The sequence below is a fragment of the Proteus sp. G2609 genome, from assembly GCF_963896135.1.
Classification (GTDB): Bacteria; Pseudomonadota; Gammaproteobacteria; order Enterobacterales; family Enterobacteriaceae; genus Proteus; species Proteus mirabilis.
This window is the reverse complement of the sequence record NZ_CAWQNB010000025.1, coordinates 123,579-138,195: the sequence shown is the minus strand read 5'-3', so window position 1 is coordinate 138,195 and position 14,617 is coordinate 123,579. Positions and strand designations below refer to the sequence as shown.

General features: G+C 38.0%; 10 protein-coding genes. 6 read left to right on the top strand and 4 right to left on the bottom strand.

Going from position 1 to position 14,617, the window contains the following annotated elements; translation table 11 throughout:
* Positions 1-86 precede the first annotated feature (86 nt).
* Positions 87-887 (bottom strand): co-chaperone DjlA, encoded by an 801-nt coding sequence (gene djlA / locus AACV01_RS07165; protein ID WP_004245533.1) that lies wholly within the window; start codon positions 885-887, stop codon positions 87-89.
* A 425-nt stretch (positions 888-1,312) separates the two neighbouring features.
* Here djlA and lptD point away from each other — a divergent pair, with 425 nt between their 5' ends.
* From lptD to apaH, 6 genes are read left to right on the top strand one after another with little or no spacing between them, the layout of a single operon-like run.
* Positions 1,313-3,679 carry an LPS assembly protein LptD gene (gene lptD / locus AACV01_RS07160; RefSeq protein ID WP_161682634.1) on the top strand — a complete coding sequence of 789 codons (2,367 nt, stop codon included), beginning with the start codon at positions 1,313-1,315 and terminating at the stop codon, positions 3,677-3,679.
* A gap of 47 nt (positions 3,680-3,726) precedes the next feature.
* Positions 3,727-5,064 (top strand): peptidylprolyl isomerase SurA, encoded by a 1,338-nt coding sequence (gene surA, locus AACV01_RS07155; RefSeq protein ID WP_004245538.1) that lies wholly within the window; start codon positions 3,727-3,729, stop codon positions 5,062-5,064.
* Positions 5,054-6,055 (top strand): 4-hydroxythreonine-4-phosphate dehydrogenase PdxA, encoded by a 1,002-nt coding sequence (pdxA, locus tag AACV01_RS07150; protein WP_004245539.1) that lies wholly within the window; start codon positions 5,054-5,056, stop codon positions 6,053-6,055. Before surA ends, pdxA begins: the two co-directional genes overlap by 11 nt.
* On the top strand, positions 6,048-6,866 hold the full coding sequence (rsmA, locus tag AACV01_RS07145) for a 16S rRNA (adenine(1518)-N(6)/adenine(1519)-N(6))-dimethyltransferase RsmA (protein ID WP_004249482.1): 819 nt from the start codon (positions 6,048-6,050) through the stop codon (positions 6,864-6,866). Before pdxA ends, rsmA begins: the two co-directional genes overlap by 8 nt.
* Before the next feature lie 29 nt (positions 6,867-6,895).
* Positions 6,896-7,273: a Co2+/Mg2+ efflux protein ApaG gene (apaG, locus tag AACV01_RS07140; protein WP_004245543.1), complete on the top strand. Its 378-nt coding sequence runs from the start codon at positions 6,896-6,898 to the stop codon at positions 7,271-7,273.
* A 2-nt stretch (positions 7,274-7,275) separates the two neighbouring features.
* Positions 7,276-8,097 carry a bis(5'-nucleosyl)-tetraphosphatase (symmetrical) ApaH gene (apaH, locus tag AACV01_RS07135; RefSeq protein WP_004245544.1) on the top strand — a complete coding sequence of 274 codons (822 nt, stop codon included), beginning with the start codon at positions 7,276-7,278 and terminating at the stop codon, positions 8,095-8,097.
* 376 nt (positions 8,098-8,473) lie between these two features.
* Here apaH and folA read toward each other — a convergent pair whose 3' ends face one another.
* The 3 genes from folA to pta form a co-directional block, all read right to left on the bottom strand.
* Positions 8,474-8,959 (bottom strand): type 3 dihydrofolate reductase, encoded by a 486-nt coding sequence (folA, locus tag AACV01_RS07130; RefSeq protein ID WP_004245545.1) that lies wholly within the window; start codon positions 8,957-8,959, stop codon positions 8,474-8,476.
* 663 nt (positions 8,960-9,622) lie between these two features.
* The gene (locus tag AACV01_RS07125; protein WP_161682632.1) at positions 9,623-10,804 is read right to left on the bottom strand and encodes a hypothetical protein; all 1,182 of its coding nucleotides are present in this window, start codon (positions 10,802-10,804) and stop codon (positions 9,623-9,625) included.
* 105 nt (positions 10,805-10,909) lie between these two features.
* Complete coding sequence (pta, locus tag AACV01_RS07120) at positions 10,910-14,164, bottom strand: autotransporter Pta (RefSeq protein ID WP_161682630.1); 3,255 nt, start codon at positions 14,162-14,164, stop codon at positions 10,910-10,912.
* Positions 14,165-14,617: the final 453 nt, after the last annotated feature.

Below are 14,617 nucleotides of genomic sequence, written 5' to 3'. Positions count from 1 at the left end.
ACCGTGACAAATAATAATCTCAACTAAGACTGAGTTATCTTCATCACGGATTAATTCTCTCTTTTCTCATCTTTATTTACAAGATGTTAACGAAATCCTTTTTCTTTTTTAATCAAATCGTAAGCAACTTGGATAGCTTGTGCTTTTTGTTTTGCAATTTCCATCATCTCCGGTGGTAAACCTTTTGCAACCAATTTATCAGGATGATGTTCTCCCATTAATTTTCGATAAGCTCTTTTTATTGTTTTAACATCATCCCCCTCTTTAATACCTAACACTTTATAGGCGTCAGAAAGCGTTGGGCCTTGAGTTTGTGGCTGATAATTTTGCCCTTGTTGATAATGAAAACTTTGCCCCGCCTGCATCATGGCTAATATATGTTCAAAACGGGCGCGAGAAAATCCGAGCTCATCAATAATAATAAACAGCATTTTACGTTCGTTAGGATGTAACTGCCCATCAGCAAATGCGGCTTGTAATTGAATTTCCAGAAACATCTGCAGTAAATCACGGCGACCAGCACAAATTTGGCGAACACGTTGTAAGGTGGCTCTGAGTGGGAAATCAACCTCTTTACCTTCTCGAAACGCCTGTTGTGCTGCTTGACGTGCTGCCCCATGTAAATTCATTCTATCCATTAACGTACTGGCTAATGTGATATCGGTTTGTGTCACTCGTCCTTTGGATTTGGTTAAATGCCCTAAGACTTGGAATGTGGCAGCAAAGAAATAGGCTTGTCTATCACGATTATAGCGCCCACCATAGCTTAATTTACTTCTTTGTACGTCATAAAGGTGTCCTAGAAAAACCCCAATCACAATGCCCCAAAAGCCGATCCCGGCAAAACTACCGATGATAAGGCCTAATAATTTTCCCCAATAGCGCATAGACTCCTCAAATCTTCAATGCCCTGCTCACAATTTTGCATTATCATACTATTCATTTGCTTTCACACCTAACATCAAGCAAGCTCAAATAAACTTTTTCTTAAAATGATGAGGTTTTCGCTAGCTGCTTGCACAGAGATAATGCTGTTTTCGTTTAAATTGTGTTAAAGTAAAATAAGTGACCAAACGAATAACTTTAGCGTTGTTATGCAGCACGAAATACCGCACAAGCGCGGTGTTTTTTTGTTTCTAATAAAGCTATAAACCGATTTCAACATAGAAACATCGAAAAAAGGGAACTGCTCTTTTTTCGGTTACCGTTAGAACAATGTTCAGGACGTTGGGCTAGTGTTGCATAACTCCCTGCGTTAGTTTCTCGCTATTTAGCAGTAGAAGCCACTGATGACGGAAGCACATAAATACTCATGAAAAAAAGTTATCCCACACTGCTGGCCACCTTAGTTTGGGCCACAATTTATGCTCAGCCTGCATATGCTGATCTTGCCTCTCAATGTTTACTGGGAGTCCCTGTTTATAATAAGCCATTAGTCGAAGGCGATCCTAACTCATTACCTGTCACCATTACGGCTAAGGATATGCAGGGGGAATACCCACGCATGATCCAATATAGAGGCAATGTAGACATTAAACAGGGAAATCAAACATTAAGCGCAGATAATGTTGAGTTGACCCAAACAGAAGGTGAAACACCATTAAGAATGGTCACCGCGACAGGTAATGTCTCTTATGATGATCCACAAATCATCTTAAAAGGCCCACGTGCTTGGTCTAATCTAAATAATAAAGATACTGATATCGAAGAAGGTAAATACCAAATGGTGGGCCGACAAGGCCGTGGCTACGCGAATAAAATGCAAATGCGTGGCGAAAACCGCTATACCATTATGGATAAAGGGATGTTTACCTCTTGTCTACCCGGAGACGATAGTTGGAGTGTTGTCGGCTCTGAGGTTATCTTAGATCGTGAAGAGCAAGTAGCAGAAATTTGGAATGCGCGTTTTCGTGTTGCTAACGTCCCAGTTTTCTATAGTCCTTATCTGCAATTACCGATCGGCGATAAACGTCGCTCTGGTTTCTTAATTCCTAATGGTAACTATTCTCGTAGTTCTGGGTTTGACTTCCAACTACCTTACTATTGGAATATTGCCCCTAATTATGATGCGACTATTACCACGAATTATATTAGTCGCCGTGGTTTAAAGCTCGATAATGAATTTCGTTATTTAACAAAACCGGGTCGCGGTACGATTGCGGTTGATTGGATCAACCACGACAGTCAATACAATAAAGATAAAGCAGACGAAAAAGCGGGTTATCTGGCGCGTGATTCTGCTACACGTTGGTTATTCTATTGGGGTCACAGTGGGGTGATGAACAATGTGTGGCGCTTTAATGTTGACTACACAAAAGTCAGTGATAACAAATATTTCACCGACTTTACTTCGCAATATGGTAATACCACTGATGGTTATGCGACGCAAAAATTCAGTACCGGTTATGCTCAGCAAAATTGGAATGCCACATTAACCACTAAACAGTTCCAAATTTTCTCGGATAATAAAGATGCAAGGGCTTATCGTGCTGAGCCGCAGCTTGATCTTAATTATTATAAAAATGATATTGGCCCATTTGATTTTCGTACTTATGCACAATTTGTCCGCTTTACCAGTGTCGGAGAAAACACCCCTGAAGCGAACCGTTATCATATAGAGCCAACCATTTCCTTACCTGCCTCCACTGGCTGGGCAAGCTTTAATAATGAGTTTAAATTGATGGCGACTCATTATGATCAAGATATTCCTGATGCTTATAAGAAGAAGTATCCACATCAAAAACTTGATGATAGCGTCAACCGCGTACTACCACAATTTAAGTCAGATATGAAAGTGGTATTTGAGCGCCAATATGACACTAACGATATTACGCAAACGTTAGAGCCACGAGTACAATATCTGTATGTGCCGTATAAAGATCAGTCTAATATCAATAACTTTGACTCAGCGCTATTACAATCCAACTATAGCGGACTTTTCCGTGACAGAATGTACGGTGGTCTAGATCGCATTGCTTCTGCAAACCAATTAACGGCGGGTGTTACTTCACGTTTTTATGACAGTGAACTGGTTGAACGTTTTAATATTTCTGTTGGTCAAATCTATTTCTTTGAGCGTCCGAAAACAGGTTCATCGAATGAAATTATCAATAGCAAAGATGAAACCGGATCTATGGTATGGGCAGGCGATGCATATTGGCGTATTACTGATACTTTAGGTATGCGTGGTGGTTTACAATATGACCGTCGTTTAGGCAGTGTCTCTATGGGTGATGCGATTATGGAGTATCGCCGTGATAGCGACCATCTCTTACAATTGAGCTATCGTTATGTAGACCGTGATTATATTCAAGCAACACGGGTTCGCCCTTATGATGGCGGGGTCAATCAACTACCAGAATACCAAAAAGGCATTTCTCAAATTGGTATTGTCGGCAGTTGGCCTTTAGCAGAACGTTGGGGACTGGTCGGCGCTTATTACTTTGATACCAAAGATTCAGAGCCAGTAAGCCAAATGGTCGGCTTGCAATATAACACCTGTTGCTGGGCGGTAAACGTTGGTTATGAACGTAAAATTGTTGGCTGGAAAGAAGACCACAGCGATATTGACAACAAATGGTCAATCAATTTGGAACTCAGAGGCCTAAGTAACAATCATAGTTTAGGTAGTCAAAAAATGCTTGAGCGCGGTATCTTACCTTATCAAAGAGCGTTTTGATTAACCCAAACGACAAAATTGGCTGAATGAATATGTCATCGCGCAAAATGCGGAAAACACATAATGGGAAACTTATGAAAAATTGGAAAACGCTGGTTATCGGCTTAATGATCACGGTTGGTGCAGCCACCAGCACAACCACTTTTGCAGCACAAGAACTCAACCGCGTATCGGCTATCGTCAATAACGGTGTCGTTCTGGAAAGCGACGTCAATAGAATGTTACAAACGGTGCAAATGAATGCCAAAAATGCCGGGCAAGAAATGCCTGATGAGCAAGTTTTGCGCCAACAAATCTTAGAGCGCTTGGTGATGGATAACATCATCTTGCAAATGGCTCAACAGATGCAAATTGATATTCCTGAAGCTGCCGTTGAGTCAACCATTCAAGGGATTGCCGCAGAAAATAACCTGACACTAGAGCAGTTAAAAAAACGTCTTGCTGCCGATGGCATTGCTTATAACGATTATCGTCAAGATATTCGTAAAGAGATGATGTTAGCAGAAGTGCGTAATAACGAAGTTCGTCGTCGTATTACGATTTTGCCACAAGAAGTGGACTCATTAGCTAAACAAATTGAAAGCCAAGCAAGCCAAAGTATTGATCTTAATCTTAGCCATATCTTAATTCCATTATCAGAAAATCCATCACCTGCAGAAATTGAAAAAGCACAGCAAGTGGTGAACCGTATTAAGAACCAGCTAAAAAACGGTGCTGATTTCGGAAAATTAGCCGCCACTTATTCTGCCGATCCACAAGCACTTAATGGTGGTAATATGGGATGGGCATCAATTGATGAGTTACCGACAATCTTTGCTAAACAGCTTGCTAATGCACAAAAAGGTGAAATTGTCGGGCCACTGCAATCAGGTGTTGGTCTACATATTATTAAAGTCAATGATATACGTGGTGCTTCAAAAACCGTTTCTGTGACTGAAGTAAAAGCACGCCATATCTTACTAAAAAGCTCGCCTATCATGAATGATGAGCAGGCTTATGCCAAACTACAGAAAATTTCCGCCGATATTCGTAGCGGTAAAATCAGTTTTGCGGATGCGGCTAAAGAGTATTCTGAAGATCCCGGTTCAGCATTACGTGGCGGTGAGTTAGGATGGTCAATGCCTGATATTTATGATCCAGCTTTCCGTGACGCGTTGATGCGTTTAAACAAAAATGAATTAAGCCAACCTGTGCGCTCTAATTTTGGCTGGCACTTAATTGAACTTGAAGATACGCGTAGCGTTGATAAAACAGATGCAGCGAATAAAGAACAAGCTTACCGCTTACTGTTTAACCGCAAGTTTAATGAAGAAGTGCAAAACTGGATGCAAGAGTTGCGTGCAGGCGCTTATGTGAAAATAATGAACGAGAATAATGCAAACTAAGCTAAAAAAACCCCTCGTTATCACCCCCGGCGAACCCGCCGGGGTTGGTCCTGACCTGATTATTTCATTAGCACAGTCACAGTGGGCACTTCCTTGGGTAGTATGCGCTGATCCTCAATTATTACGAGCAAGAGCACAGCAACTCAATCTCCCACTCACTTTAGTTGAATATTCCCCAGATAATCCACCTACAGCACATATCCCTGGCCAAATTTGTGTACTTGCCGTTGAATTAACCGACCCTTCGGTTGTCGCAGGTACACTTAATACTGCCAATGGCCACTATGTGGTACAAACGCTTGCTCGCGCTTGTGATGGATGTTTAAACGGAGAGTTTTCTGCTTTAGTCACAGGGCCGGTACATAAAGGGGTTATTAATGATGCCGGTGTGCCATTTACAGGGCATACAGAGTTCTTTGCCGATCGTAGCCATTGTCAACGAGTGGTGATGATGCTGGCAACGGACACTTTAAGAGTCGCTCTCGCCACCACACACCTGCCCTTAAGAGAAGTTGCTGATGCGATTACGGGTGAGTTGCTTAATGAGATCATCACCATTTTAAACCATGATCTAAAAACCAAATTTGGCATCTCATCACCACATATTTACGTATGCGGCCTAAATCCTCATGCTGGAGAAGGCGGTCATATGGGGCGTGAGGAGATCGATATTATTGAACCCGCATTAGAGCAATTACGCCAACAAGGTATTCAACTTCATGGGCCTTACCCTGCGGATACCTTATTCCAGCCTAAATATTTAACACATGCAGATGCTGTGCTTGCGATGTACCACGATCAAGGATTACCTGTGCTAAAATATGAAGGTTTCGGTCGTGCTGTGAATATCACGCTCGGTCTACCTTTTATTCGTACATCTGTTGATCATGGGACAGCCCTTGAACTTGCAGGTACTAAAAGCGCAGATGCTGGCAGTTTTCGCACCGCATTAAATTTAGCCATTAATATGATACAAAATTGTAATGAATAATAGAGTCCATCAGGGGCACTTTGCCCGCAAACGCTTCGGGCAGAACTTTTTAACAGACAGCTATATTATTGAAAGTATTGTTGAATCTATTTATCCACAACCCGGTGAAGCCGTTATTGAAATCGGTCCTGGTTTAGGCGCGCTTACTGAGCCGGTGGGGGAAAGAATGGATAAAATGACGGTCGTCGAAATTGACCGTGATTTAGCTGCACGCTTAGAAGTTCACCCTACATTAAAAGATAAGCTAACCATTATTCAGCAAGATGCGATGACGATTGATTTTGCCCAATTAGCAAAAGAGCGTCAGCAACCTCTGCGGGTTTTTGGTAACCTACCTTATAATATTTCAACGCCATTAATGTTCCATCTATTTAGTTTTGCTGATGCCATTTCTGACATGACTTTTATGTTGCAAAAAGAGGTGGTTAATCGCCTAGTGGCAAGTCATGGTAGTAAAACTTATGGCCGCTTAAGTGTCATGGCACAATACCACTGCCAAGTCATTCCTATTATTGAAGTGCCACCAAGCTCATTTAGGCCAGCCCCGAAAGTAGATTCTGCCGTTGTGCGTCTGATCCCTTATAAGGAAAAACCCTATCCGGTGACAGATATTGCTATGTTAAGCCGTATCACATCACAAGCCTTTAATCAGCGCCGTAAAACGTTACGTAATAGCTTAGGTGGACTACTTACAGCAGAAGATATGCTGGCATTAGATATTGATCCCACTGCACGCGCAGAAAATATTTCTGTTGAGCAATACTGTAAAGTGGCAAACTGGTTATCATCACAACAGCAACACGCTGAGTGAAATAGCGCACACTAGACCTAGGAGGTATTATGTTTACTTCATCCAAAGTGGCGATACAGGTACAAAGCGTTTACATTGAGAGCCAATCTTCGCCAGAAGAACAGCGCTATGTTTTTGCTTATACCATCACCATACATAACTTGAATAAACATGCTATTCGCCTCCTACGTCGCTATTGGTTGATCACCAATGCACAAGGAAATACCACTGAAGTTCAAGGTGAAGGGGTTGTTGGTGAACAACCTCTGATTGAAGCTGGCTCACGGTATCGTTATACCAGTGGCGCGGTTCTTGAAACGCCGATGGGCACCATGGAAGGTCATTATGAAATGATTGACGCACAAGGACGTCTGTTTCAAATTGACATCCCTGTTTTCCGCCTTGCTATCCCTACATTGATAAATTAATTATGGCTACTTATTTAATTGGCGATGTTCACGGCTGTTATCGTGAATTACGCCAACTTCTCAATCAAGTTAATTTCGACGCCAATCAAGATACACTTTGGTTAACGGGGGATCTGGTTGCTCGAGGACCTGATTCACTTGAAGTATTGCGTTTTGTCAAAAGCTTAGGCTCAGCGTTAAAACTCGTATTAGGGAATCACGATCTGCATCTACTGGGTGTATTTGCAAAGATTAGTCGTAATAAACCCAAAGATAAGCTTAATGAATTACTCAATGCACCAGATGCTGATGAATTAATTAATTGGTTACGACGTCAACCGCTATTACAAGTTGATGAAGAAAAGAAAATCGTTATGGCACACGCAGGTATTACCCCTCAGTGGGATTTAGCAACAGCTAAAAAATGTGCCCGAGAAGTAGAAGCCATATTAAGTAGCGATAGTTACCCCCTTTTCATTAATTCTATGTATGGTGATATGCCCAATAATTGGTCACCCGAATTAACTGGCTTACCGCGATTACGCTTTAGCACCAATGCTTTTACTCGTATGCGCTATTGTTTTCCTAACGGGCAGTTGGATATGATTTGTAAAGATAAGCCTGAAAATGCGCCTGCGCCATTAAAACCTTGGTTTGATTTACCTAATCAACTACCAAATGATTACAGTATTATCTTTGGCCACTGGGCCTCTTTAGAGGGAAAAGGCACCCCTGAAAACATCTATGCGCTAGATACTGGCTGTTGCTGGGGCGGTGTTCTAACCTGTCTACGTTGGGAAGACAAACGTTATTTTATCCAACCTAGTCTCACACATTTACCATAATTTGGTAGCGTCAAGATAGCATAGGTGTTGATTTATTTTACTATGCTATCTGGGCTATCTGGGCTATCTACTCTCTTCTGAGAGCTATTACAAAGATAACCTGATTTAAATCAATAGATTGTTTTTTCTCAAAACAAATTAAGTAGCTTTTTTATAACAACAAGCAGAATTCACCGCTATATTGCGCTATTTATTATAGATTATTCTTTATAAAGATATTTATTAAAAGATAAATAATGAATATTTAATTATAGGGTACTCTTTATAGCTAATTATATTTTAGTTATAGTATATATTCATATTTAAATATGAATATATTAATAAATTAATAAAAATAAAAAGGAGATATTTAATCTCCTTTTTTATTTAAATTTTGTTATTTTCTTCTTTTTAATATTTCAAAACAGTAGTTATGCGAATTATTTTCATCTGCCTCATGGTATTCCATAAAAGTAGAATCCCACTCATCAGGCTCATAATCGGGGAAAGTTGTATCACCAATCACTTCAGCATCAATATGAGTAAGGTATAATTTATTCGCCATTGGTAGGAATTGCTCATAAACCTTACCGCCACCAATCACCATGATTTCATCATTATTTTCAGCAGCTTGTAGTGCTTCTTCAACGGATTTCACCCAAACAACATTGTCATCATTTCCAGGCTGACTGCTTAATACAATATTGAGACGATTAGGTAAAGGACGCCCGATAGACTCATAAGTCACCCGGCCCATAATAACGGGTTTATTTAATGTATTTTTTTTAAACCATGCGAGATCACCCGGTAATGTCCAAGGCATCGCCTTTTCCATACCAATAATACGATCCGCCGCTAATGCTGCGATTAAACTAATATTCATTTACATACCTACGGGTAAAAATGGGAAAACTATTTATACTATACGGAAAGCGAAAACTTGAGTCGATACAATTTATGCTTCACCGATAATAAATAATTGCTTTATACAGGAAGTGTTAACTTAATCATGAAAGCTTTAAACATTATAATAGTGCTATATGGCAGTTGCTATTATATTTGAAAATTCTTTAGGTGTTTTTACAATTACTTTACGCTCATTACAGGCGCGAGAACCTTACTTTTTTCTCATCGTAAAAAATGTAGCACCTTATCAATAACATGCGAAAAGAGGCACTGCTACTTCTCATTGACTGGCTTATAGCACTTTTAACATTAAAGTATCACTTTTCGTTAAGGCAATCATACGATTGATAAAAATAGAGAGTATTAGTTGCAAATCTACGTTAAAAAGACTCTTACACCATTTTCTCTTTCATCAACACTCTCTTAAGCTCCCCCCCTTTTTTATCGCTATGTAACATCAATATGAGTCAGTTCGAGTACAGGTGAAAAATTGTGATACGCTTTTATTACTTAGGATTAATAGTCGTTTGCTTGCTTTTGTTAGTTAAAGTTTGCCAATAAAAAAATGGCTCAATAAAGTGCTAAGTGTCGTGCTGGTTGGTTTAAAAATTAAAGTAGTGTTAAAGAAACAAAGATCTCTTTAATAAAAAGAATTAAAATAGGTGTAACGGATTATTAATGAATCAAAATTCCAATCCTTATCGTCCCTTAAGTAATCAATAATATCCAGTAAAATATCTTTATATTTATCTTTAAGATCATCACACTCATTGTCTATTTGTTCTAAAATATCCTCATAATTATTTCTAATAATATTAGCAATGGTATATTTCATTTCATCACTATTTTCATTCTTAGTAAAAATATTTTGCATTCTTCTATTATGTTTAGTGATAAAACTCTCGTCTTCCATTGTCATTTTTTTAGCTTTAATAATATCTTTTTTTTCTAACACTCCTAATGTAAGCATATCATCTACAAACTTTTGAACGTCTTCATTATTTCTTAATTTATTAGTTAGAAAATTTAATATTGACTTTTTAAAAGTATCGTTAATATAGTTTACCGTATTAAATTCCATTGCTTTATCAATAAAACATTTAGTTATATTGACAATAAACGCTTTATCCATCTCCACCGAATAAACATTATACATCATAGTAACTAAATTTATTATTGAATTAATTAATTCATTATTATCTTTTCTATTAATCTCTTTACAAACATAACTTAATGCCATATCAATATGTTGTTTATAGTTAAAATCACTATAATATACCATATCATCGCACTTTGGGTGATATTTCTTCAATTGTTCAAACATTTCTTTTGGATAATGATTAATTACATTGAAAGCAATGTTCATTATAGTAATAAAGTCTCCTTTTGTTTTTGATTGTTCATAAAGATAACATTGTATTAATCTTTTAACATCATCATGACAATCATTTTTTATTGCAAAACTTAAATTTAAAAAAAATGTCTCTAAATGTTTATTCTTAAAGCTAACAAAATCTGAGTTAATTAGCTTACAGTTTTTAAAATATACTTCCCCTCCATTTCTCATCAAAATGGATAATGTATTAATTTTAGCATGTTGACTTTTGTCTAATAGAAAAACCACCCCAACATTAATATTAAAAATACTCTTTATAAAAAATGATATTTTAGATAGTAAAGTAATCTTTTCCCTTTCAATATAAAGACTTGAAAGTGTATTTAACACATTGTTGATTTTATTTTTTATTTGGTATTTCTCTTTTATATTTTCATAGTGTTTTTTTATTGAAGTAACGTTATCAGAATTATTTCTTATATGCATAAAAACTCCTTATTCATAGTAAAACTATCCTTTATTTACTTACATCTTCATACAAAAAAAAGCCCTTATTACTAAGGGCTATAAATATCAAAAAACAAATAAGATTTAGAAATTAATTTTCAATATTGCATTAATACCACTCGAATTGATATCACTATTATATTGACCTTGATAAGAGATACCGAAAGTGGTTGATTTACTTAACTGCGCATCAACACCTAGACCAACACCAAATAAATTATCTAGTTTACCACCTCGTAGTGATGCCTCACCTGAATTGGATAACCATAGACGTGATTCAGGGCGATTATCACCAAACAGATGGCTTGCTGATATATCACCTTTTAATGCCATATTAATATTGCCTGCCATAAATGGATATCCACCACGTAAACCAACCGTAGTAACTTGAATATCTTGTGCATCTGTTTTAGTGGTAAACTTCATATTACCCACATTTTCATTGATATTATCAGTGGATACTCTTAACCAACTAAATCCAGCATAAGGTTCAATTGAGTACTGGCTAGTATTCAATTGAGTATAAGCGCCTTCTAAAAAGAATTGACTAATTTTCGCATCGTAACTGGTTGAGTTATAACCTGCAGTTTGTCCTATCCAGAGTGTTCTTTTTGCATCTCTATCTTGGTTTGTATGTGTAAATCCATAATTTAATGAGGCAACATCATAAAGATTAGAGATCCCATAAGCACCAATATGAATATCATTACTATCTATCTTTCCATATTGATTGCCTTTATATTTGGTGGAGCCTGCACCGAAAAATAGACCCGCTTTAGTATTTTCAGTAACATCAATTTCAGCACCTAATAACCCAACATAGAAATCAACATCCATATCACTGTGGCCATAATCCGTCTTACCCCACTGACCCATGCCGCTGATCCAAATACGCGCATTACTATTACCTAGTTGTGCATGACGACCATCACCGATACCAATAGCCTGATCTTTCACTGTACGAGTTAAACCCAATACATTAACAATACTGGCATTATTGGCATTTAAATACATATCACTACCCAATGATTGATAAGTGGTTTTCAGATCATTTTCATTCATCGGTAATACAGCATTAAATAGCTCACCATCTCCTGTATTATCTAATGCATTAGCAATAGCACGACCATTTTCATTATCAGCAAAGGTGGCTAAAGTCGTATTTTCTTTCTTAGTTAAACTGCCACTGATGGTTTTATCTGTTATCGTGATATGTTTATCAAATAAAGCATAATCATTATTGGTGACAGTAGTGGTTGTGGCTGGATCTGCAACCACACGGTTACTGGCTAACATTTTCGTTTTAGTACGATTATCAACTAAACTATCTGTATTCACCTCACCGACAACAACACTATTATTAAGATAAATATCTTTTAGTTGCCCAACATTATCCGCCCCCACATCAATATCGGCTCCTTGATTAAGCACTAAGTTACCAATATTAACATTGTGTCCTGCGGTCACTAAATAACGACCTTTATCATTAATATTAATGTTTACTTTATGGTTTTGGTTTGAGGTTAATTGGCCTTTTTGAGTAAAAGTATCGTTATAACGCTCAATAATACCTAATTTCCCACCATTAACATTGACGGCTTGTGTCCCAAAAGATCCGCTAAAGCCATATAAAGTACCTTGTTCGACAGTTGTACCACCACGGTAACTATTATTTCCCGTCATGACTAACGTACCTTCGCCTCGCTTCACCAAAGCACCATCATATAAGCCAGCATCAATTTTAGCTTGAATAGCATCAGCGCGTTTTTGGTAATATTCTTGACGCCATTTTTCAGCATCTTCTTGGCTAACAATATGTGATGTAGGATCAGGATTGCCATCATTAATCACAAAATCAGTACCGAGATGATAATCACCTCCTGCCGCAATACCTTTTTCGGTATATTCTTTCAACCATGCGAGATCTTCTTGCTTACGTAGATCTAAAGCTGTTTGGGAAATATCATTAGTCCACACATCAAGCGGTGTCGCATTTAGGTTATATTCAAATTTACCTAGCAATTGACCCGGACCATACATCCCTTTATCTAAATCTGGTGTTCCCCACCCATAACGTACATCGGGAGTACCTTCTGCAGCCGTCCAGCTCTCATATAAAGAGCCATCAGGATCACGATGGTTAGCGGTAGTGAACATGACATCACGAACTTGAATGGCGTTCATGGAAGGATAACGAGACATTAATACTCCCATCGCCCCCGTCACATGAGGAGCTGCCATTGAAGTACCACTAAAGGTATCCCAACCTGGATTTCCCTCTTTATCAACCACTGTAGAATAGATATTTCGACCTGGTGCAACCACTGTCCACCATTTTGCATTACCCGCTTCATTGAAGACTTTTTCTAATACATAACCGGTGTTATCCGCATTTTGCTTCAATCCTGCCACCGCAATCCAATGCTGTTCGGCTTCGGGATTAAAATAAGGATAAAGAGGACGATAATAAGGTTGAGCAAAGTCGCGATTACCCGTTGTAAAGACCTGAACAACATTCGTTCCTTTAACTGCATCATAAGCAGCATCAACAAAGGAAGGTTTATCACCATAGACTTTTTTAAAGCAGAAATATTCGTATTCTGTCTGTGCCGTGGTGTTAACAGGCATATGTATCGTGGTATTACCACCATCAGGCCCCTCTGTTTTATCTGTATTAATAATGCGCGGGTTAGTCCCCCAGCTATTATTAATCACTTGCGCACCCGCATCGACCATCGCTTTCCAGCCAGTATAGAAATAGGTATAGTCTTGATAAGGGCCATAGTTATTGCTGTCTGTTGCCCCAGTATTCCCTAAATAAATATCAGCCCCCCACGCCACACCATGCATACCATTACCATCACGGTTAGCCCCCACAGTACCAGTGACATGTGTGCCATGGGTATCATTCACCCCTTTGATCCAATTACCATCGACATCAAAGACTTGGCCTTTTTCATAATGTCCGCCCATTTCTTGTGGATAGCGCATTCCCGTAGAGCCATATTCACCTTTGGCTTTTACTGCATGAAAACGAGATCCACTCAACTCTTGATGTGAGAGCAGTGCACCAGAGTCCATCACCCCGACTTTAGCACCTTGACCATGAAAACCCAGAGCATAAGCACTAGAGGCATTCATGGCTGCAAGCCCCCAGTCTTTTTGATATTCAGGGCTTTCCCAACTTTGTTTATTACCTAATTGTCCAACTTCTGAATATGCAACAGCATAGCCAGAAAAAAGAAGTGCCGAAGTAATAAGGGAGAGTTGAAATAGAGAGTTTGTGGTATTTTTTTTCTGATTAATGGGATGGTGACTTAAAGCTATTTCTTTGTTCATTCTGTACCTTCTGTTATGTTGAAAGGGATAACATTAATTAAGGAATAAAAACAAAAGACGTAGCGATCCTCTCTTTTTTATAACAATAATTACTTGAGGGATCTCTCAAATATACGAAGCTAAACCACAAAAATAGATAGATTGCCTAACAAATCACAACTTAATAGTTTAATTAAACAATTTTAAAACATAATCTAATATTATATAAATAAATAGATTTAACGTTTTCTACGGTAATACTGACAGCTTTCAATAGCTAAATAAAGCTGATAAAAAGCAAACCAATAAAAAAACATAATAGCTAAATTAATTAACAATTTATTTTATAATCTGATTTAGCTATTTAATTCTAGTATGAAAAATTTATTTTTCTTAATTTTATAGTAATAAAAAAAACAGTATCTTTATTTTAAAAATACTGTTTTTATTTTAATTTTTGACGTGATATTACTT